1 protein-coding gene is annotated in these 23,880 nt (G+C 77.3%); it reads right to left on the bottom strand.

Annotated features, from left to right (window positions below; translation table 11 throughout):
• Positions 1 to 21: 21 nt before the first annotated feature.
• Positions 22 to 23,727 carry a type I polyketide synthase gene (locus ACIA5A_RS07840; RefSeq protein ID WP_396757757.1) on the bottom strand — a complete coding sequence of 7,902 codons (23,706 nt, stop codon included), beginning with the start codon at positions 23,725 to 23,727 and terminating at the stop codon, positions 22 to 24.
• Positions 23,728 to 23,880 lie beyond the last annotated feature (153 nt).

Here is a 23,880-nt window from a genome sequence, read left to right as displayed (position 1 = left end):
CATCTACTCCGTACGTGGGCGTCAGGACTCGGAGCCGTCGAGGGCCAGCCGGATCAGGGTGTCGGTGTCGAGGTCGTCGAGGTCGACCTCCGCGCCGTCCGGCTCGGGCGCGGGACCGTCGGCGTCGGCGAGGCCGAGCAGCAGCTCCAGCAGCCCGGCCTCGCGGATGCGGGCGAGCGGGACGGTGGCCAGCGCCTGGCGTACCGCGGTCTCGGCCGGGTCAGCCGCCGGCGTGCCCGACGCGTCGGGCAGCAGCGTGGCGCGCAGGTGGTCGGCCAGCGCCGTGGGGTCGGGGTGGTCGAAGACCAGCGTGGTGGGCAGCGCCAGGCCGGTGGCCCGGTTGAGCCGGTTGCGCAGCTCGACCGCGGTGAGCGAGTCGAAGCCGAGGTCCTTGAACGCCCGGCGGGGCTTGACCCGGTCGGGGCCGCCGTGGCCGAGCACGGCCGCCGCCTCGGCGCGGACCAGCTCGACGAGGCGCCGGTCCCGGTCCTCGGTGGACAGGTCGCGGAGCTTGTCGCGCAGCGCCGCGCCACCGTCGGCGGGGACCTCGGCGGCGGCGCGGATCGCCTGGCGGGCCTCGGGCAGGTCGGCCAGGAACGGCCGGGGACGGCTCGACGCGTACGCGGGGGCGAACGTCGCCCAGTCCACGTCGACCACGGTGAGGGTGGCGTCGCCGCGCCCGACCGCGACGCGCATGGCGTGCACCGCGTCGGCCGGGGCCATCGCCCGCAGGCCGCGCCGGGCCAGTTCCCGCTGCGCGTCGTCGGTGGCCATGCCGCCGTCGGCCCACGGCCCCCAGGCCACCGAGGTGGCGGCGAGGCCGCGGGCGTGCCGCCGCGCGGCCAGCGCGTCGAGGTGGGCGTTGCCGGCCGCGTAGCCGGCCTGCCCGCCGCTGCCCCACACCCCGGCGATGGACGCGAACAGCACGAACGCGTCGAGCGGCCGGTCGCCGAGCAGCTCGTCGAGGTGCACCGCGCCGGCGGTCTTGCCGGCGGACACCCCGGCCAGCCGGTCCGGGTCGGTGTCGAGCAGCGGCGCCACGTCGTTGAGCCCGGCGGCGTGCACCACGGCGGTCAGCGGCGCCGGGTCGGCGTCGAGGCGGCCGAGCAGCGCGGCGACCGCGTCCCGGTCGGCGACGTCGCAGGCGGCCACGGTGACGCGTACGCCGAGCGCGGTCAGCTCGTCGCGCAGCTCGGCCGCGCCGGGGGCGGCGTCGCCGCGCCGGCTGGTGAGCACCAGGTGGTCCGCGCCGGCGCCGGCCGCCCAGCGGGCGACGTGCGCGCCGAGCGCGCCGGTGCCGCCGGTGACCAGGACCGTGCCGGTGGGCTGCCACCGGTCGGCGGCGGCCGGCGCGGCGGGGGTGGCGCGGACCAGCCGGCGCGCGTGCAGGCCGCCGTCGCGCAGCGCGAGCTGGTCCTCGTCGCCGTCGCCGGTGAGCGCGGCGGCGAGCCGGGCCGGGTCGGTCTCACCGGCGGGCAGGTCGAGCAGGTTGACGCGCGGCCGGGGCAGTTCCAGCCCGGCGACCCGGGCCAGGCCCCACAGGCCGCCCTGGGCGACGCCGCGCACCGAATCGTCGCCGTCGACGGCGACCGCGTCCCGGGTGAGGCACCACAGCGGCGGCGTGTCGCCGGTGTCGTGCAGCGCCTGGATCAGCAGCAGCGTGGCGACGGTGCCGGCGGGCAGGCTCGGGTGCTCCGGGTGCGGCGTGTCGTGCAGGCCGAGGAGGGAGACCACGCCGTCGACCGGCCCGTCGGCGAGCGCCTTGCCGAGCGCGGCGGCGAGGTCGGTGCGGGTGGCGGTGGCCGGGTCGACCGTGACCGGGCGCAGCTCCGCGCCGGCCAGCGCGGCGGCGACGTCGGCGGTGGCGGGTTCGCCGGCCGGGCCGACGACCAGCCAGGCGCCGCCGACGGCGGGCCACTCGTCGAGGTCGAGCCGTTTCCAGGTGACCTGGTACGCCCACCGGTCGGCCGGGGTGCGCCGGGTACGCGCCCGCCGCCAGGTGGTGAGCGCGGGCAGCGCCGGGGCGAGCGTGTCGAGGGCGTCGTCGGCGAGGTGCCCGGCGAGCGCGGTGAGGTCGCCGCTCTCCACGGCGGCCCAGAACTCGGCGTCGGAGGCGTCGGTGCGGGTGGGCGTGTCGGGCCAGAACCGCTCGTGCTGGAACGCGTACGTGGGCAGGTCGACGCGGGTGGCGCCGGTGAACCAGGGCGCCCAGTCGACGCGTACGCCGTGCACGTGCAGCTCCGCCAGCGCGGTCAGCAGGGCTTCCGCCTCGCCCCGGTCCCGGCGCTGCACGGCGGTCGTCACGACCGTCTCGTCGTCGGCGAGGATCTCGGCGGCCGGCGCGGTCAGCACGCTCTGCGGGCCGATCTCCAGGAACGTGTCCGCGCCGGCGTCGCGCAGCGCGGTCACGCCGTCGGCGAACCGCACCGCCTCCCGCACGTGCCGCACCCAGTAGTCGGCGCTGGTGACCTCGTCGGGCTCGGCCAGCGCGCCGGTCACGTTGGACACCATCGGCAGGGTCGGCGCGGCGAACGTCAGGCCGTCGAGGACGGTGCGGAACTCGGCGAGCATCGGCTCCATCAGCGGGCTGTGGAACGCGTGCGACACCGTCAACCGGCGTACCCGGACGCCGCCGTCCTGCCAGGCGCGGTCGATCTCGTCGAGCGCGTCGAGCGGCCCGGACACCACCACCGACGACGGGCCGTTGACCGCCGCGATCCCGAGGTCCGCGCGGTCCGCGATCGACGCGGCCACCTCGGACTCCGGCGCGGCGACCGCCAGCATCCCGCCGCCGTCCGGCAGCGCCTGCATCAGCCGGCCCCGCGCCGCCACCATCGTGCAGGCGTCCGGGAGCGACAGCACCCCCGCCACGTGCGCGGCGGTGATCTCGCCGATCGAGTGCCCGCCGACGAGGTCCGGGGTGACGCCGAACGACTCGACCAGGCGGAACAGCGCCACCTCGACCGCGAACAGGGCGGCCTGGGTGAACTCGGTCCGGTCCAGCGACGCCGCCTCCGCCGTGCCCGGCTCGGCGAACAGCACCTCCCGCAGCGGCCGGGGCAGCAGGCCGTCCAGGTGGCCGCAGACCTCGTCCATGGCGGACGCGAACACACCGAACGCCTCGGACAGCTCCCGGCCCATGCCGGCGCGTTGTGCGCCCTGCCCGGAGAACAGCACCGCCAGCCGCCCGCGTGGGCCGGCCGGGCCGGTGGTCACCGCGCCGGAGGACGCGCCGCCGGCCAGCGCGCGCAGCGCGGCCAGCAGGTCGCCCCGGTCGGCGACGCCGAGCACGGCCCGCTGCTCCAACGCCGGCCGGGTGGTGAACGCGGACCATCCGACGTCGGCCGGACGGAGCGTCTGGTCGGCGGCGAGCCAGCGTGCCCACCGGTCGGCCTGGGCGGCGAGCGCGGCGTCGGTGCGCGCGGACAGCAGCACAGGCACCGGCCGGTCGCTCGCGTCCGGCTCCTCGGCGACCCTCGGGACGGCGTCCGTCGGTTGTTCGAGGATGACGTGGGCGTTGGTGCCGGAGATCCCGAACGACGACACCGCCGCCCGACGCGGCCGGTCCACCGCCGGCCACGGGGTCGGCGCCGTCGCCAGCGTCACCGCCCCGGCGGTCCAGTCGATGTGCGGGGACGGCTCGTCCACGTGCAGGGTCGGCGGCATGATCCCGTGCCGCATGGCCAGGACCATCTTGATGATCCCCGCGACGCCGGCCGCCGCCTGCGTGTGTCCCAGGTTCGACTTCACGGAGCCGAGCAGCAGCGGCGTGGACCGCTCCTGCCCGTACGTGGCCAGCAGCGCCTGCGCCTCGATCGGATCGCCGAGCGTGGTGCCGGTGCCGTGCGCCTCCACCGCGTCCACGTCGGCCGTGGTCAGCCGCGCGTTGGCCAGGGCCTGCCGGATGACCCGCTGCTGCGACGGGCCGTTCGGCGCGGTCAGGCCGTTCGACGCGCCGTCCTGGTTGACCGCCGTGCCCCGCACCACGGCGAGGACCCGGTGGCCGCGACGTCGGGCGTCGGAGAGCCGCTCGACGAGCAGCATGCCGACGCCCTCGCCCCAGCTCGTGCCGTCGGCCCCGGCGGCGAACGACTTGCACCGCCCGTCGGGGGCGAGGCCGCGCTGGCGGGAGAAGCCGACGAACGCGCTGGGCGTGGCCATCACGGTCACGCCGCCCGCGAGCGCCAGGTCGCACTCCCCGGCTCGCAACGCCTGCGCGGCCAGGTGCAGCGCGACGAGCGACGACGAGCAGGCGGTGTCCACGGTGACGGCCGGCCCTTCCAGCCCGAAGACGTACGCGACGCGGCCGGAGGCGACACTGCCGGCGGTGCCGTTGACCAGGTAGCCCTCCAGTTCCGCGGAGGCGTCGAGCCGGCCGGCGTAGTCGTGGTGGATCAGTCCGGCGAAGACGCCGGTGGTCGTGGTGCGGTCGTGCGGGTCGAGGCCGGCGGACTCGAACGCCTCCCACGACGTTTCCAGCAGCAGCCGCTGCTGCGGGTCCATGGCGAGGGCCTCGCGGGGGCTGATGCCGAAGAACGCCGGGTCGAAGTCGGCGGCGTCGGCGAGGAACCCGCCGTACCGGGTGGTGGACGTGCCGGCGCGGTCGGCGTCCGGGTCGTAGAGCGCGTCGAGGTCCCAACCCCGGTCGCCGGGGAACTCGGCGATCCCGTCGCCGCCGGTGGAGACCAGGTCCCAGAGCTGGTCCGGGCTGGTGACGCCGCCGGGGAGCCGGCAGGCCATGCCGATGATGGCGATCGGGTCGTCGTCCTCGGCGGCGGTGGCCCGGGTGGTGGTGGCGACGGCGGCCGGCCGGTGGCCGAGTCGTTCGTGCAGGTGCTCGGCGAGGCGTTCCGGGGTGGGGTGGTCGAAGACCAGCGTGGCGGGCAGCCGCAGCCCGGTGGCCGAGGCGAGCCGGTTGCGCAGCTCGACCGAGGTCAGCGAGTCGAACCCGAGATCCTTGAACGCCCGCGCGCCGGGCACCGCCTGCGCGGAGGCGTGCCCGAGCACGGCCGCGGCCTGCGCCCGGACCAGCTCCACCAGAAGCGCGGTCGCCTCGTCCGGGGCCAGGCCGGCGAGCCGCTCGGCCAGGCCGGTGGTGGTGGCGTCCGTGGTGCGGGCCTGCCGGCGTCCACCGGTGGGGGCGAGCAGGCGCAGCAGCGGCGGGAGCGGCGTCCGGTCGCCGGTGACCCGCAGCCGGGCGGCGACGACGGCGGGCAGCGGTTGCGTGGCGGCGGCGTCGAGCAGCGCGCTGCCCTCGGCGGCGCCGAGGCCGGTCATGCCGACCCGGCCGAGTCGGTGCCGATCGCCGGCGTCGAGCCGCCCGGCCATGCCGCCGGTGGCCCACGCGCCCCAGCCGATGCTGGTGGCGGGCAGTCCGGTGGCCCGGCGGTGGGTGGCGAGCGCGTCGAGGAACGCGTTCGCGGCGGCGTAGTTGCCCTGCCCGGGTGAGCCGAGCGTCGCCGCGATCGAGGAGAACAGCACGAACGCGGACAGGTCGTGACCGGCGGTGCCCCGGTGCAGCGCCCACGCCGCGTCCACCTTGGGCCGCAACACCCGGTCCACGGCGTCGGCGTCGAGCGACGCGATCGTGGCGTCGGCGACTACACCGGCGCAGTGGTAGACGGCGGTCAGGTCCACGCCGGCCAGCAGGTCGGCCACCCGCTTCGCATCGCCGAGATCCACGGCTACGGCGCGGACGGCGGCCCCGCCCTTGGTCAGCTCGTCGACGAGCGCGGCGTAGGCCGGGTCGTCGGCCGGGGACCGGCGGGCGGCCAGCACCAGGTTACGAGCGTGGCCGGTGGCGACGAGGTGCCGGGCGACGATCGCCGCGAGGGCGCCGGACGCGCCGGTCACCAGCGTGACCCGGTCCGGGTCGACAGGTGCCGGCACGGTCAGCACGACCTTGCCGACGTGCCGGGCCTGACTCAGGTGCCGCAACGCGACCCGGGCCTGCCGCACGTCCCACGCCCGCACCGGCAGCGGCCGCAACGCGCCCCTGGTGAACAGGTCGAGCAGTTCGCCCAGCATCGCCCCGATCCGCTCGCCGCCGGCCTCGTTGAGGTCGAACGACCGGTAGGCGACACCCGGATGCTCCCGCGCCACCACCTGCGGGTCACGCAGGTCCGTCTTGCCCATCTCCACGAACCGCCCGCCGCGCGGCAGCAACCGCAGCGACGCGTCCACGAACTCCCCCGCCAGGGCGTCCAGCACCACGTCCACCCCGGCACCACCGCTGGCACCCCGGAACGCCTGCTCGAACTCCGTGCTGCGCGACGACGCGATCCGCTCGTCCGCCACGCCCAGGCCCCGCAACGTGCCCCACTTGCCGGGACTCGCCGTCGCGTACACCGTCGCGCCCAGGTGGTGCGCGATCTGGATCGCCGCCATCCCCACCCCGCCCGCACCGGAGTGGATCAACACCGACTCACCGGAACGCAGATCCGCCAGGTCCCGCAACGCGTACCAGGCCGTCAGGAACACCACAGGCACCGACGCCGCCTCGACGAACGACCACCCCTGCGGCACCCGGGCGATCCGATCCCGCCGCGCCACCACCTCCGGACCGAAACCCGGCTCGAACAACCCGAAGACCCGATCACCCACGGCCAACCCGGACACCCCCGGACCGACCTCCAGGACCACGCCCGCGCCCTCGCTGCCCATCACCGCCGACGCGTCCGGATACATGCCGAGCGCGATCAACACGTCCCGGAAGTTCACCCCGGCCGCCCGCACCGCCACCCGCACCTCACCGGCCGCGAGCGGGGCCGGCTCGGCCGGCACGATCTCGACGCCGTCGAGCGTGCCGGGTCGCGCGGGGGCGACGTGCCAGCCGCCCGCCGCCGGCGGCGCCGGCGCCGCGTCCGCCGGGCGCGCCAACCGGGGTACGCGCACCCGGTCACCGCGCAGCGCGAGCTGCCCGCCCGACGGGGCCGGGTCGGTCGCCACGGCGGCCAGCACGCCGAGGGCGCGCCGGTCGAGGGCGGCGTCGGTGTCCACCAGCACGATCCGGTCGGGGTGCTCGGACTGGGCGGACCGCAGCAGCCCCCACACCGCCGCGGCGGCCGGGTCGACCGCCCGGTCGTCGTCGCCGGTGCTCACCGCGCCCCGGGTCAGCACCACCAGCCGCGAATCCGCGAGCGCGTCGGCGGACAGCCACGCCTGCACGCTCGCCAGCACCGACGCCGTCACCGACCGCACCCGGCCCGGCAGGTCGCCGTCGACGTCGGCCGCGGCGTCCGCCGCGAGACCGATCGGCAGCAGGATCGCGGCCGGGGCTGGTGCGCCGGCGTCGACGGCCGCCGCCAGCGCCGCGACGTCCGGGACGTTCGGCAGCGCCTCGGCCGGGTCGAACCACCCGGCGTGCGGGGACGCCGCGTCGGCCCGGCCACGCATGCGCCCGGTCGCCTTCCGGCCCCGGGCCGGGCGGTCCGCCTCGGCGTCGTCCGGCCGGGCCGGGGCGAGCGCCGCCCAGGTCAGGTCCACGTCGGCCGGCGGGATCTCCTCGACCGGCCAGGTCACCGCGTACAGCGAGCGGGGGCCGGCGGCGGGGGCGGGGGCGCCGGCCAGTTCGCGCAGCACCAGCGTGTCCACCGACACCACCGGCGCGCCGGTCTCGTCGACCGCCACCAGGCGCACGCCGTCGCCGGCGCGGGACAGTCGCACCCGCAGCACCCGGGCGCCGGCGGCGTGCACCTGCACCCCCTCGAACGCGAACGGCACGCGCGGTCCGGTCGCCGTGTCGCCACCGGGCAGCAGGCCGATCGGGTGCAGCGCGGCGTCCAGCAGCGCCGGGTGCACCGCGAACCCGGCCACCGTGGTGTCCGAGAGCGCCACCTCGGCGTACACCTCGTCGCGGCCGGTCCAGGCCCGGCGCAGGCCCTGGAACGTCGGCCCGTAGGTGAGGCCGTGGCCGACGAGCGTCTCGTACCAGCCGGTCAGGTCCGTCTCGGTGACGCCCGGCGGCGGCCAGGCGGCGAGGCCGGGCTCGTCGGCGGCGGCCGGCTCCAGCACCGCCTCGGCGTGCCGGGTCCACTCCGCGTCCGGGTCGTCGTCCGGCTGGGCGTACACGGCGGCGTCCCGGCCGCCGGTGTCGTCGGCGGCGCCGACGCGCACCTGCACCCGGACACCGCCGGTGGCGGGCAGCACCAGCGGCGCGGTGACGGTGAGGTCGCGTACCCGGGGGGCATCGACCTCGTCGCCGGCGCGCACCACCAGCTCCACAAGCGCGGTGCCCGGCAGCAGCACGGCGCCGGCCACCACGTGCTCGGCCAGCCAGGGCTGGGCGGACAGCGCGAGCCGGCCGGTCAGCACCGTCTCGTCCGCGCCGGCCAGCCGCACCGCGGCGCCGAGCAGCGGGTGACCGGGCGCGGCCAGTCCGGCGCCGGTCAGGTCACCGGCCCGCCAGCCGGTGGCGTCGGGCCAGAACCGCCGGCGCTGGAACGGGTACGTGGGCAGGTCCAGCGGTGCCCCGCCGCCGGTCAGCGGCGTCCAGTCCACCGGCACGCCACCGGCGTACGCCTCGGCGAGCGCGGTGAGCAGCGCCGGTCCCTCGGTCCGACCGGCGCGCAGCGTCGGCACGACCACCGGGGTGGCATCGTCGCCGAGGCAGTCGCGGATCATGCCGGCGAGCACCCCGTCCGGCCCGACCTCCAGGTACGTGCCGACGTGTCGCTGCCGCAGGTCGGCGACGCCGTCGGCGAAGCGAACCGCGTCGCGGACGTGCCGCACCCAGTAGTCGGACTCACGCAGCGCGTCCGGTTCGGCGACGCGGCCGGTCAGGTTCGACAGCACCGGCAGGCGCGGCGCGTCGAGGGTGAGCCCGTCGACGACGGCCCGGAAGTCGTCGAGCATCGGCGTCATCAGCGGGCTGTGGAACGCGTGGCTGACCCGCAGCCGGCGGGTCCGCACCCCCCGTTCCCGCCAGTGGTGCGCCAGTTCGTCGAGCGCGTCCGACGCGCCGGAGACGACCACCGAGGACGGGCCGTTGACCGCGGCGACGCCGACCCGGTCGGCGTACCCGGCGAGCGCGGCGGTCACCTCGTCCTCGGGTGCGGCGACCGCGAGCATGCCGCCGCCGTCGGGCAGCGCCTGCATGAGCCGGCCACGGGCGGCGACGAGCGCGGCGGCGTCGGGCAGGGACAGCACCCCGGCCACGTACCCGGCGGTGATCTCGCCGACCGAGTGCCCGCCGACCACGTCGGGGGTGATGCCGAACGACTCGACCAGCCGGAACAGCGCCACCTCGACGGCGAACAGCGCCGGCTGGGTGAACTCGGTGCGGTCCAGCAGCGCCGCTTCCGGGGCGCCCTCGGGCGCGAAGAGCACCGGTCGCAGCGGGCGGGGCAGCAGCGGGTCGAGGTGCCGGCAGACCTCGTCCAGCGCGGCGGCGAAGACCGGGAACGCCCGGTACGCCTCGCGGCCCATGCCGGGGCGCTGCGCGCCCTGCCCGGAGAAGAGGACGGCGAGCCGGCCGGTGCCGGCGGTACCGCGTACCACAGTGGACGACGGCTCGTCGGCGGCGACGGCGGCCAGGCCGGCGAGCAGGCCGGACCGGTCGCGGGGCAGCAGCACGGCCCGGTGTTCGAACGCGGACCGCCCGGTGGCGAGCGCGTGGCCGAGGTCGGCCGGCGACACCGCCGGGTTCGCCTCGATCCAGGCGGCCAGCCGGCCGGCCTGGGCGCGCAGCGCCTCCGGGGTGCGGGCGGAGAGCACGCACGGGACGCCGAGGTCGCCGGTGACGGCGGGCGGAGTGGTCGGCACCGGGGTCGGTTCGGGGGCCTGTTCCAGGATGGCGTGCACGTTGGTGCCGGAGATGCCGAACGAGGAGACGGCGGCGCGGCGGGGCCGGTCGACCGCCGGCCAGGGTGCCGTCGCGGTGGCCAGGGTGACCGCGCCGGCCGACCAGTCGACGTGCGGGGACGGCTCGTCGGCGTGCAGCGTCGGCGGCACCACGCCGTGCCGCATGGCGAGGACCATCTTGATGATCCCGGCGACACCGGCCGCGGCCTGGGTGTGACCGATGTTCGACTTGACGGAGCCGAGCAGCAGCGGCGTGGACCGGTCCTGCCCGTACGTGGCGAGCAACGCCTGCGCCTCGATCGGGTCACCCAGCGCGGTGCCGGTGCCGTGCGCCTCCACCACGTCCACGTCGGCCGGGGACAGCCGCGCGTTGGCCAGCGCGGCCCGGATGACGCGCTGCTGGGACGGGCCGTTGGGGGCGGTGAGGCCGCTGCTCGCGCCGTCCTGATTGACCGCGCTGCCGCGCAGCACCGCGAGGATCCGGCGATTGTTGCGGCGGGCGTCGGAGAGGCGTTCCAGCAGCAGCATGCCGACGCCCTCGGCGAAGCCGGTGCCGTCGGCGCCGGCGCCGAACGCCTTGCACCGCCCGTCCGGGGACAGGCCGCGTTGCCGGGAGAACTCGGCGAGCATGCCGGGGCTGGACATGACCGTCACGCCGCCGGCGAGCGCCAGCCCGCACTCCTGCTGGCGCAGCGCCTGGGCGGCCAGGTGCAGCGCGACGAGCGACGACGAGCAGGCGGTGTCGACGGTGACCGCCGGGCCCTCCAGGCCGAGCAGGTAGGAGATGCGGCCGGAGGCGACGCTGCCGGCGCTGCCGTTGCCCACGTACCCGTCGAGGTCGTCGTCGGTGCCGACGGCGGTGCCGGCGTAGTCGTGGTAGATCAGGCCGACGTAGACGCCGGTGCTGCTGCCGCGGATTCCGGCCGGGTCGACGCCGGCCCGTTCCAGCGCCTCCCAGGAGGTCTCCAGCAGCAGCCGCTGCTGCGGGTCCATGGCGAGCGCCTCGCGCGGGTTGATGCCGAAGAACGCGGCGTCGAAGTCGGCGGCGTCGTAGAGGAAGCCGCCGTGCCGGGGCGCCGGCCGGTCGTCGCCGTCCTCCAGCAGGCCGGCGAGGTCCCAGCCCCGGTCGGTGGGGAACGGCGCGATCACGTCCGCGCCAGCGGTGACCAGGTCCCACAGGTCCTCGGGGCTGTGGACGTCCCCGGGGAATCGGCAGGCCATGCCGACAACGGCGATCGGCTCGTCGACGGCGGTGGTCGCGGTGACGGCGGGTGTGGCGGCGGGCGCGGCCCGGCCGCCGATCTCCCGGTCGAGGTGTTCGGCGAGCACGACCGGGGTGGGGTGGTCGAACGCCACGGTGGCGGGCAGTCGCAGCCCGGTGGCGGCGGCGAGCCGGTTGCGCAGCTCCACCGAGGTCAGCGAGTCGAAGCCGAGTTCCTTGAACGGGCGGTGCGGGTCGACGCCGTCGGCGGACCGGTGGCCGAGCACCGCGGCGACGCTGCCGGCGACCAGGTCGAGGAGCTGGTTGTGCCGGGCGGCGGGGTTGAGCGCCGCGAGCCGGTCGGCGAGCGACAGGTCTCCGCCGGTACGCGCGGCGGCCCGCCGCCGAGCCGGGCGGATCAGGTCGCGCAGCAGTTCCGGTACGCGGGTCGGGTCGGCGCCGGTCGGCACGTTCATCAGCACGGTGTGCGCGCCGCCGTGCCGCCGGGCCGCGTCGAGCAGCGCGAGCCCCTCGGCGTCGGTGAGCGGGGCGCTGCCGGCGCGGATGGCGCGCCGGTGCTCGCCGTCGTCGAGGTGGGCGGTCATCGTGCTGGTGGTGGCCCAGAGCCCCCAGGCGAGGCTGGCCGCCGGCCGCCCGGTGGCCCGGCGGTGGGCGGCGAGCGCGTCGAGGAACGCGTTCGCGGCGGCGTAGTTGCCCTGCCCGGGCGAGCCGAGCGTCGCCGCGATCGAGGAGAACAGCACGAACTCCGCCAGGTCGTGACCGGCGGTGGCCCGGTGCAGCGCCCACGCCGCGTCCACCTTCGGCCGCAGCACCCGGTCGACGGCGTCGGCGTCCAGTGAGGTGACCGTCGCGTCGGCGATCGCGCCGGCGCAGTGGTACACGGCGGTCAGGTCGACGCCGGCCACGAGGTCGGCGGCCCGGCCGTGTTCGGTCAGGTCGACCGGGACGGCGCGGACGGTGGCGCCGGCGTCGGTCAGCGCGTCCACGAGCGCCGCGTACGCCGGGTCGTCGGCCGGGGACCGGCGGGCGGCGAGCAGCAGGTTGCGCGTCTGCCCGGTGGCGACGAGGTGCCGGGCGAGCAGGCCGGCGAGGGTGCCGGACGCACCGGTCACCAGCGTGACCCGGTCCGGGTCGGCGGGCGCGGGCACGGTGAGCACCACCTTGCCGACGTGCCGGGCCTGGCTCAGGTGCCGCAACGCGGTCCGCGCCTGCCGCACGTCCCAGGTGCGGGTGGGCAGCGGGGTCAGCGCGCCCGATTTGAACAGGTCGAGCAGTTCGGTGAGCATCCGGCCGAGGCGCTCGCCGCCGGCCCCGTTCAGCTCGAACGCCCGGTAGGTGACGCCGGGGTGCTCGGCGGCGACCTGGTCCGGATCGCGGACGTCGGTCTTGCCCATCTCCACGAACCGGCCGCCGCGCGGCAGCAGCCGCAGCGACGCGTCCACGAACTCCCCCGCCAGGGCGTCCAGCACCACGTCCACACCGGCGCCACCGGACGCGGCGGCGAACGACTGCGCGAACTCCGTCGTCCGCGACGACGCGATCCGCTCGTCCGCCACCTCGAGACCCCGCAGGGTGTCCCACTTCGGAGGGCTGGCCGTGGCGTAGACCGTCGCGCCGAGATGCCGGGCGATCTGGATCGCCGCCATCCCGACGCCACCGGTCCCCGAGTGGATCAGCACCGACTCGCCGGAGCGCAGGTCCGCCAGGTCCCGCAACGCGTACCACGCGGTCAGGAACACCACAGGCACCGACGCCGCCTCGACGAACGACCACCCGGCCGGCATCCGCGCGATCCGGTCCCGCCGCGCCACCACCTCCGGACCGAAACCCGGCTCGAACAGCCCGAAGACCCGGTCACCCACGGCCAACCCGGGCACGTCCGGGCCGACCTCCAGGACCACCCCGGCGCCCTCGCTGCCCATCACCGCCGACGCGTCCGGGTACATCCCCAGCGCGATCAACACGTCCCGGAAGTTCACCCCGGCCGCCCGCACCGCCACCCGCACCTCGCCGGCGGCGAGCGGCGGCGTGTCGGTCGGCCGCAGGGCGACACCGTCGATGGTGCCGGGCGCGACGGCCGCCACGTGCCAGCGTTCGGTCGACGGGACGAGCCGGTCGCCGGCCGGGCGCACCACGCGCGGGACGAGCACGTCGCCGTCGCGCAGCGCGACCTGCCCGCCGGCCGGCGCGGCGGCGAGCAGCGCCAGCACGTCGGCGTCGGGCGCGCGGTCGAGGTCGGCCAGCACGATCCGGCCCGGGTGTTCCGACTGCGCGGACCGCAGCAGCCCCCACACGGCGGCGCCGGCCAGGTCCGTGATCCGGTCGCCGTCGCGGGCCGCCATCGCGCCCCGGGTGGTCACCACCAGCCGCGAGTCGGCAAGCGCGTCGGCGGCCAGCCAGCTCCGCACCGCCGCCAGCGCCGCCACGGTCACCGACCGCACCCGCTCCGGCAGGTCCCCGCCGACCGTCCCGGTCTTCCCGCCGCCGGGCACGCCGTCGGCGGTCACCCCGCCCCAGCCGGTCGGCGGCGGCAGGATCGGCAGCAGCGCCGCCTCGGGGACCGGCGCGCCGGCCTCGACGGCGGCCACCAGCGCGGCCACGTCGGGATGGCTCGTGCCGACCGGCTCGCCGGCCCTGTCGTCGTCGTGCGCCGCGTCCGGGCCGGCGATCCCGGCCAGCACCGTCCATGCCGGCGGCCCGGCCGCCGGCGTCACCTCCCGGGCCGACCAGGCCACCTCGAGGACGGACCGGTCGGCCGCGGCCGGCACCACGGACGCGCCCAGCTCCTTGAGCACCAGCTCGTCCACCGACACCACGGGCGCGCCGGTCTCGTCGGTGGCGACCAGGCGCACCACGTCGCCGGCGCGGGACAGCCGCACCCGCAGCGCCGCCGCGCCGGCCGCGTGCACCTGCACGCCACCGAACGTGAACGGCACCCGCGGTCCGGGCGTCGCGTCCCCGCCCGACAGCAGGCCGATCGCGTGCAGCGCGGCGTCGAGCAGCGCCGGGTGCACCTCGAATCGGCCGGCGCGGTCGGCCGGCCCGTCCGGCAGGGCGACCTCGGCGCAGACCGTGCCGTCGACGGTCCAGGCCCGACGCAGGCCCCGGAACGCTGGCCCGTACGCCAGGCCGTGCCCGGCGAGCGTGTCGTACCAGCCGGCGAGGTCCACCTCGGACGCGCCCGTCGGGGGCCAGGCGTCGAGCGTCGACTCCTCGCCGGCGGCCGGTTCCAGCACACCCTCGGCGTGCCGGGTCCAGCCGTCGTCGGCGCCGTCGGGTTGGGCGTGCACGGTCACCGGGCGGGCGCCCGCGTCGTCGGGCGCGCCGACGCGCACCTGCACCCGGACTGCGCCGGTGTCCGGCAGGGCCAGCGGGGCGACGAGCGTCAGCTCGCGTACCCGGGCGGCGCCGACCTCGTCGCCGGCCCGGACCGCCAGCTCGACGAGCGCGGTGCCGGGCAGCAGCACGGTGCCGGCGACCGCGTGGTCGGTCAGCCACGGCTGCGCCGCGAGCGAGAGCCGGCCGGTCAGCACCACCTCGTCGGCGTCGGCCAGCCGGACCGCGGCGCCGAGCAGCGGGTGCCCGGCGGCGCCGAGACCCGCGCCGGTGACGTCGCCACCGTGCGTCGTGCCCGGTTCGGGCCAGAACCGGTCCCGTTGGAACGCGTACGGCGGCAGGTCCACCCGGCCGGCCCCGGAGCCGGCGAAGACGGCCGCCCAGTCGACGGGCACGCCCGCGGTGTGCAGGCCGCCGAGCGCGGTGAGGAGCTGGCGAGGGCCGTGCTCGTCGCGGCGCAGCGAGCCGACGACCACGCCTGGCGACCCGGCCGGCGCGCGGTCGAGCGCGTCCTGCACCACGACCTTGAGCACCGGGTGCGGGCTGATCTCGACGAACGCCCGGTGACCGCTCTCGATCAGCGCGTCCACGACCGGCGCGAGGCGGACCGGTTCGCGCAGGTTGCGGAACCAGTAGCCGGCGTCCAGTTCGGTGGTGTCGACCGGCTCGCCGGTGACGGTGGAGTGGAACACCACCCGGCTCGGGCGGGGGGCGAGCGTGCCGAGCGCGGCGGTCAGGTCGTCGCGGACCGCATCGACGTGCGCGCAGTGCGAGGCGTAGTCGACGGCGATCCGCCGGGCCCGCAGGTCCCGGTCGGCGGCGACGGCGAGCAGCTCGTCCACGGCGTCGGCGTCCCCGGAGACGACGGTGACGGTGGCGCCGTTGAGGGCGGCGACGCCGAGCCGGTCGCCCCAGGGCGCGACGAGGTCGGCGGTGTCGGCGGCGGAGAGCGGGACGGAGACCATGCCGCCCCGGCCCGAGAGGGCGAGCAGCGCCCGGCTGCGGACCACCACGAGTCGCATCGCGTCGGGCAGGGTGAGCGCGCCGGCCACGCACGCGGCGGCGATCTCGCCCTGCGAGTGGCCGATCACCGCGTCCGGGCGTACGCCGCAGGAGCGCCACACCTCGGCCAGCGAGACCATCACGGCGAACAGCAGCGGCTGGACCACGTCGACCCGGTCCAGCGGCGGGGCGCCGGGCGCGCCGCGCAGCACGTCCTCGGGCGTCCAGTCGACAAGCCCGGCCAGCTCGGCCGCGCACTCGCGCATCCGGTCCCGGAAGACCGGTGAGCTGTCGAGCAGGTCGAGCGCCATGCCGGGCCACTGGGAGCCCTGGCCGGGGAAGACGAAGACGATCTTCGGCGTACCGTCGGCGGGGGCTGCCGGCGGCGCGGCGGCGGCCAGCGCGGAGAGCGCGTCGGCGCGGCCGGCGGCGACGGTGACCTGCCGGTACGGGTGCTGGGCCCGGTCGGTGGCCAGGGACCGGCCGACGTCGACCAGGTCCAGGTCGGGGTGGGCGTCGAGGTGCGCGCGCAGCCGGGCGGCCTGGGCGGGCAGCGCGCGGGCGCCGCGGGCGGAGAGCAGCAGCGGCACGGCGTCGGCGGAGACCAGGCCGGGGCCGGCGGCGGGCGCGGGGGCGGCGGTCGGCGCGGCGGGGGCTGCCTCGATGACGGCGTGCGCGTTGGTGCCGGAGATGCCGAACGAGGAGACGGCGGCGCGGCGGGGCCGGTCGACCGCCGGCCAGGGCGCGGTGTCCGTGACGAGGGTGACCGCGCCGGCGTCCCAGTCGATGTGCGACGAGGGCGCGTCCACGTGCAGCGTCGGCGGCACCACGCCGTGCCGCATGGCGAGGACCATCTTGATGATCCCGGCGACGCCTGCGGCGGCCTGGGTGTGCCCGATGTTCGACTTGATCGAGCCGAGCAGCAGCGGCCGGTCCGCGGGGCGGTCCTGCCCGTACGTGGCGAGCAGCGCCTGCGCCTCGATCGGGTCGCCGAGCGTGGTGCCGGTGCCGTGCGCCTCCACCACGTCCACGTCGGCCGGCGACAGCCGCGCGTTGGCCAGCGCCGCGCGGATGACCCGCTGCTGCGAGGGGCCGTTCGGGGCGGTGAGCCCGTTGGACGCGCCGTCGGAGTTGACCGCGGTGCCGCGCACCACGGCGAGGACGCGGTGCCCGTCGCGGTGCGCGTCGGCGAGGCGCTGCACCAGCAGGATGCCGACGCCCTCGCCCCAGCCGGTGCCGTCCGCGCCGGCGGCGAACGCCTTGCACCGGCCGTCCGGGGCCAGGCCGCCCTGGCGGGAGAACTCGGAGAACATGCCGGGCGTGGCCATCAGCGCCACGCCGCCGGCGAGCGCCAGGTCGCACTCGCCGGAGCGCAGCGCCTGCGCGGCCAGGTGCAGCGCGACGAGCGACGACGAGCAGGCGGTGTCCACGGTGACGGCCGGGCCTTCCAGCCCGAACGTGTAGGCGAGCCGGCCGGACGCGACACTGCCGGCGGTGCCGGTGAGCAGGTGACCTTCGAGCCCGTCGGCGCCGTTGGCGGCGTAGCCGGAGGAGGCGGCGCCGACGAAGACGCCGGTGGCGGTGCCGGCGCGGGTGGCCGGGTCGAGGCCGGCGGACTCGAACGCCTCCCACGCGGTCTCCAGCAGCAGCCGCTGCTGCGGGTCCATGGCCAGCGCCTCACGCGGCGAGATGCCGAAGAACGCCGGGTCGAAGTGGCCGGCGTCGGCGAGGAACCCGCCGTGGCGGGTGGTGGAGGTGCCGGCCCGCTCGGCGTCCGGGTCGTAGAGCGCGTCGAGGTCCCAGCCCCGGTCGGCGGGGAAGCCGCCGATCGCGTCGCCGCCGGCGGCGACCAGGTCCCAGAGCTGCTCGGGGGTGGCGACGCCACCGGGGTAGCGGCAGGCCATGCCGATGATGGCGAGCGGTTCGTCGGCGCGGGCCGGCCCGGCGGCGCGGGTGGCCGGCGCGGCGGGACCGGCGGCGGCGAGCTGCCCGTGCAACAGGCCGGCGACGCGTTCCGGGGTGGGGTGGTCGAAGACCAGCGTGGCGGGCAGCCGCAGCCCGGTGGCCGAGGCGAGCCGGTTGCGCAGCTCGACCGAGGTGAGCGAGTCGAACCCGAGATCCTTGAACGCCCGCCCGCCGGGCACCGCCTGCGCGGAGGCGTGCCCGAGCACGGCCGCGGCCTGCGCCCGGACCAGCTCCACCAGAAGCGCGGTCGCCTCGTCCGGGGCCAGGCCGGCGAGCCGCTCGGCCAGGCCGCTCTCGCCGCCGGTGGACCGCGCGGCGCGGCGGGCGCCGGTGCGGGCCAGGCCGCGCAGGATCGCCGGGTAGCGGTCGGACTCGCCGGTGAGCCGCAGCGTGGCCGCGGCGACGGCGGGCCGGGCGCGGCGGGTGGCGGCGTCGAGCAGGGCGGCGCCCTCGGTGGCGGTGAGCGGGGTCATGCCGAGGCGGCGCAGCCGGCGCGCGTCGTCCCGGTCGAGGTGGGCGGTCATCGCGCTGGTGGTGTCCCACATGCCCCACCCGATGGCGGTGGCGGGCAGCCCGGTGGCGTGGCGGTGGGCGGCGAGCGCGTCGAGGAACGCGTTCGCGGCGGCGTAGTTGCCCTGCCCGGGTGAGCCGAGCGTCGCCGCGATCGAGGAGAACAGCACGAACGCGGACAGGTCGTGACCGGCGGTGGCCCGGTGCAGCGCCCACGCCGCGTCCACCTTGGGCCGCAACACCCGGTCCACGGCGTCGGCGTCAAGCGACGCGATCGTGGCGTCGGCGACCACACCGGCGCAGTGGTAGACGGCGGTCAGGTCCACGCCGGCCAGCAGGTCGGCCACGTGCTCCGCATCGCCGAGGTCCACGGCGGCCGCCTCGACCGTGGCCCCGGCCTCGGTCAACTCCGCGACGAGCGCCGCGTAGGCCGGGTCGTCGGCCGGGGAACGGCGGGCGGCCAGCAGCAGACTGCGCGACCGTCCCGAAGCGACGAGGTGCCGGGCGACGATGCCCGCGAGGGCGCCGGACGCGCCGGTCACCAACGTGACCCGGTCCGGGTCGACAGGTGCCGGCACGGTCAGCACGACCTTGCCGACGTGCCGGGCCTGACTCAGGTGCCGCAACGCGGTCCGCGCCTGCCGCACGTCCCACGCCCGCACCGGCAGCGGCGACAGCACACCGCGCTCGAACAGCGCCAGCAGTTCGGCAAGCATCTCCCCGATCCGCGCCCCGCCCGCGTCGTTCAGGTCGAACGACCGGTAGGCGACGCCCGGGTGCTCCCGCGCCACCACCTGCGGGTCGCGCAGGTCGGTCTTGCCCATCTCCACGAACCGGCCGCCGCGCGGCAGCAGCCGCAGCGACGCGTCCACGAACTCCCCCGCCAGCGCGTCCAGCACCACGTCCACCCCGGCACCACCGCTGGCACCCCGGAACGCCTGCTCGAACTCCGTGGTCCGCGACGACGCGATCCGCTCGTCCGCCACGCCCAGGCCCCGCAGCGTGCCCCACTTGCCGGGACTCGCCGTCGCGTACACCGTCGCGCCCAGGTGGTGCGCGATCTGGATCGCCGCCATGCCGACGCCACCCGCACCGGAGTGGATCAACACCGACTCACCGGAACGCAGATCCGCCAGGTCCCGCAACGCGTACCAGGCGGTCAGGAACACCAGCGGCACGGAGGCCGCCTCGGTGAACGACCAGCCGGCCGGGATGCGGGCCACCCGCTCGCGGGCGGCGAGCGCCTCCGGGCCGAAGCCCGGCTCGAACATGCCCAGCACCCGGTCACCGGGGGCCAGGTCGGTGACGTCCGGGCCGACGGCCAGCACCACGCCCGCGCCCTCGCTGCCCATCCGGGCCGCCGGATCGGGATACATGCCGAGCGCGATCAGCACGTCGCGGAAGTTCACGCCGGTGGCCCGCACCGCGATGCGGACCTGGCCGGGGCCCGGCTCGGCGACCGGCGCCGACACCGGCGCGACGCCGTCGAGCGTGCCGGGCGCGACCGCCGCGAGATGCCACGGCCCGGACGGCGGGCTCAGCTCGTCGTCAGCCGGGCGCGCCAACCGGGGTACGCGCACCGCGTCCCCGCGCAACGCCACCTGACCGCCGGTCGGCGACGGGTCGGCGACCACCCCGGCCAGCGCCGACAGCGCCCCGGCGTCCGGCTCCCGGTCCAGGTCGACGAGCACGATGCGGCCCGGGTGCTCGGACTGCGCCGAACGCAGCAGCCCCCACACCGCCGCGCCGGTCAGGTCGGTGATCCGGTCGTCGTCGGTGGCGGCGACCGCGCCCCGGGTGAGCACCACCAGGCGCGCGTCGGCGAGCGCGTCGGCGGCCAGCCAGTCCTGGAGCGTCCCCAGCACGGCGGTGGTCACCGCGCGGACCCGGTCCGGCAGCCCTGCGGCAGCACCGGTCGCGGCCGCCGTCGCGCCCGCGTCGTCGGCCGGGCCGGCGGCGGACCCGTCGCCGGTCGGACGGTTGTCGGCCGGGGCGGCGGCGGATCCGTCGTCGGTGAGCCGGTTGTCGGCCGGGCCGGCGGCGGATCCGTCGCCCGTGGGCCGGTTGTCGGACAGCCGCAGCAGCACCGCCTCCGGGGCCGGGGCGCCGGCCGCCACGGCGGCGACGAGCGCCGCCACGTCCGGATACTCCGCCACGTCACCGCTGCCGGACCCGGCGAGGCCGGCCGGGTCCTCCTCGGTCGTCCGCAGCGCCGCCCACACCGGCGCGGTGGCCGGCGCGGGGACATCCTCGACCGGCCAGGTCAGCGCGTACAGCGACCGGTCGGTGGCGGTCGCCGGCGCGGCGCCGGAGAACTCCCGCAGCGTCACCGCGTCCACCGAGACCACCGGCGCGCCGGCGGCGTCCACCGCGACCAGCCGCACCGACGCGCCGGCGCGGGTCAGCCGCACCCGCAGCACCCGGGCGCCGGCGGCGTGCACCTGCACGCCCTCGAACGCGAACGGGACCCGGGGGCCGTCGCCGGTGCCGGCGTCGAGCAGGCCGATCGGGTGCAGCGCCGCGTCGAGCAGCGCCGGGTGCACGCCGAAGCCCGTCGGGTCGGCCCCGTCGGGGAGCGTCACCTCGGCGTACGCCTCGTCGGGGCCGGAGAGGACCCGGCGCACGCCCCGGAACACCGGCCCGTACGTCAGGCCGTGCGCGGCGAACGCGTCGTACCAGCCGGTGACGTCCACCTCGGACGCCCCGGCGGGCGGCCACTCGCCGATCGAGGGCTCCTCGGCGGCGGCCGGCTCCAGCAGGCCCTCGGCGTGCCGCACCCACTCGGCGTCCGGGTCGTCGTCGGGCTGGGCGTGCACGGTCACCGGCCGGGCGCCGGCGTCGTCGGCGGCACCGACCCGCACCTGCACCCGGACCGCGCCGACATCCGGCAGGGTGAGCGGGGTGGCCACGGTCAGCTCGCGGATCCGGCCGGCGTCGACCTCGTCGCCGGCGCGCACCACCAGTTCCAGCAGCGCGGTGCCGGGCACCACCACCGCGCCGGCGACCACGTGGTCGGCCAGCCACGGGTGGGTGGACGTGGACAGCTTCCCGGTGAGGACCACCTCGTCGTCGCCGGCGAGCCGGACGGCGGCGCCGAGCAGCGGGTGCCCGGCCACGCCGAGCCCGGCCCCGGACACGTCACCGACCTGCCAGGCCGGCGCGTCCGGCCAGAACCGTTCCCGCTGGAACGCGTACGTGGGCAGGTCGACCGGCCGGGCACCGGTGTCGGCGAACCAGGGCGTCCAGTCGACGGGTACGCCGTGCGCGTGCAGCTCGGCCAGCGCCGCGAGCAGCCCCTCGGTCTCCGGCCGGTCGCGCCGTTGGGTGGCGACGGTGAGCAGGCCGTCGGTGTCGGGCAGCGCCTCGGCGGTGAGCGCGGTGAGGACGCTGCGCGGGCCGATCTCCAGGAACGTGTCCACGCCGGCCTCGCGCAGCGCGGTCACGCCGTCGGCGTAGCGGACCGCCTCGCGGACGTGCCGCACCCAGTAGTCGGGGGTGCGCAGGTCGTCGCCCTCGGCGAGCGCGCCGGTCAGGTTGGACACCACCGGCACGGTCGGCGCGGCGAAGCTCAGCCGGGCCAGCACCGCGCGGAAGCGGCCCAGCATCGGTTCCATCAGCGGGCTGTGGAACGCGTGCGACACGGTGAGCCGCCGCACCCGCACGTCCTGCCCGGTCCAGCGGGCGGCCAACGCGTCCAGCGCGTCGGCCGCCCCGGAGACGACCACCGAGGACGGGCCGTTGACCGCGGCGATCCCGACCCGGTCGGCGTAGCCGTCCAGGTCGGCGCGGACCCGTTCCTCGCTGGCGGCGACGGCGAGCATGCCGCCGCCGGCGGGCAGCGCCTGCATCAGCGCGCCCCGGGCGGCCACCAGCAGACAGGCGTGTTCCAGCGTCAGCACGCCGGCCAGGTGCGCGGCGGTGATCTCGCCGACGGAGTGGCCGGCCAGCAGGTCCGGGGTGACGCCGAACGACTCGACCAGGCGGAACAGCGCCACCTCGACGGCGAACAGGCCGGCCTGGGTGAACACGGTCTCATCCAGCAGGTCACCGTCGTCGAACAGCGCCTCCTTGAGCGGCCGGGGCAGCGCCCGGTCCAGGTAGGAGCAGACCTCGTCGAGCGCGGCGGCGAACACCGGGAACTGCGCGTACAGCTCGCGGCCCATGCCGGCGCGCTGCGCGCCCTGCCCGGAGAAGAGCATCGCGGTGGGGCCGCGGTCGGTCGCCTCGCCGGTGACAACCGTGCCGGACGGCGCACCGGCGGCCAGCGCGCGCAGCGCGGCCCGCAGGCCGTCCGGGTCGGCGGCGGTGACGACGGCCCGCCGGTCCAGCGCGGTCCGGGTGGTGACCGAGGCGTAGGCCACGTCCCGCATCCGGGGCGTGGGGTCGGCGTCCAGCCAGGACGCCCAGCGGCCGGCCTGGGCGGCGAGCCCGGCCGGGTCGGCGGCGGAGAGCAGCACCGGCACCACCGGCCGGTCCACGGTGGCGGTCGGCTCGGGCGCCGGCTCGGCGGCCGGGGCCTCCTCGATGACGAGGTGGGCGTTGGTGCCGCTCATGCCGAACGAGGAGACGGCGGCCCGGCGGACCCGGTCGGGGTCGGCGGGCCATGGCCGGGGCTCGGTGAGCAGCGCCACCGCGCCGGCCGACCAGTCCACGTGCGGGGTGGGCACGTCGGCGTGCAGCGTGGCGGGGAGCAGGCCGTGGCGCAGCGCCAGCACCATCTTCATCACGCCGGCGACGCCGGCGGCGGCCTGGGTGTGGCCGAGGTTCGACTTGAGCGAGCCGAGCCGCAGCGGCCGGTCGGCGGGCCGGTCCCGGCCGTACGTGGCGAGCAGCGCCTGGGCCTCGATCGGGTCGCCGAGCGTGGTGCCGGTGCCGTGCGCCTCGACCGCGTCGACGTCGGCCGGGGTGAGACCGGCGTTGTCCAGGGCCTCCCGGATGACGCGCTGCTGGGCGGGGCCGTTGGGGGCGGTGAGCCCGCTGCTGGCCCCGTCGGAGTTGACCGCGCTGCCCCGGATCACGGCCAGCACCGGGTGGCCGAGCCGCCGGGCGTCGCTGAGCCGTTCCACAAGCACCAGGCCGGCGCCCTCGGCCCAGCCGGTGCCGTCGGCGGCGGCGGAGAACGCCTTGCACCGACCGTCGGCGGCGAGGCCGCGTTGGCGGGAGAACTCGACGAAGCCGCCCGGGGTGGCCATCACGCTTGCCCCGCCGGCGACGGCCAGGCTGCACTCGCCGTCGCGCAGCGCCTGCGCGGCGAGGTGCAGCGCGACGAGCGACGACGAGCAGGCGGTGTCGATGGTGACGGCGGGCCCTTCCAGGCCGAACGTGTAGGCGAGGCGGCCGGAGATGACGCTGGCGGCGGTGCCGGTCAGCACGTACCCCTCGACGCCGGCGGGCAACCGGCGCAGCACCGACGCGTAGTCCTGCCCGGCGGTGCCCACGAACACGCCGGTGCGGCTGCCGCGCAGCGTGCCGGCGTCGATGCCGGCCCGTTCGAACACCTCCCAGGTGGTCTCCAGCAGCAGCCGCTGCTGCGGGTCCATGGCGAGCGCCTCGCGCGGGCTGATGCCGAACGGGGTGGGGTCGAAGTGGCCGGCGTCGGTGAGGAAGCCACCCCGGTCGCTGTACGAGGTGCCCTGGTGGTCGGGGTCCGGGTCGTACAGGTCCGCCAGGTCCCAGCCGCGGTCGGTGGGGAACGGTCCGGTGGCGTCGGTTCCGGCGGCGACCAGGTCCCAGAGCTGTTCCGGGGTGGCCACGCCGCCGGGGAACCGGCAGGCCATGGCGACCACGGCGATCGGTTCGGGCTCCTCCAGCTCGCGCAGGCGCCGGTGCGCCTGACGGAGCTCGGTGGTCACCCACCTGAGGTGTTCGAGAAGCTTCTCTTCGTCCGCCATGATCCACCCGCCCGCAGTTGCTGCCGATCGATTCCGTCGAACACCGAGGTCGCCGCCGGTGCGGCACACGGGGGTACGCCGGCACCCGGCCCGTCACCGTGAGTGGACGCTACTGAGCGCTGACCTGCGACCCAACCCCTACGCACCCCTCAT

It is taken from the genome of Micromonospora sp. NPDC051300 (assembly GCF_044455315.1).
GTDB lineage: Bacteria > Actinomycetota > Actinomycetes > Mycobacteriales > Micromonosporaceae > Micromonospora > Micromonospora robiginosa.
The sequence above is the reverse complement of the archived record's forward strand: the minus strand, read 5'-3'. Positions and strand labels throughout refer to the sequence as shown.

Excerpts from the sequence above, each read along its gene's own strand:
- ACIA5A_RS07840 (WP_396757757.1), bottom strand. The coding sequence starts at position 23,727 with ATGGCGGACGAAGAGAAGCTTCTCGAACACCTCAGGTGGGTGACCACC.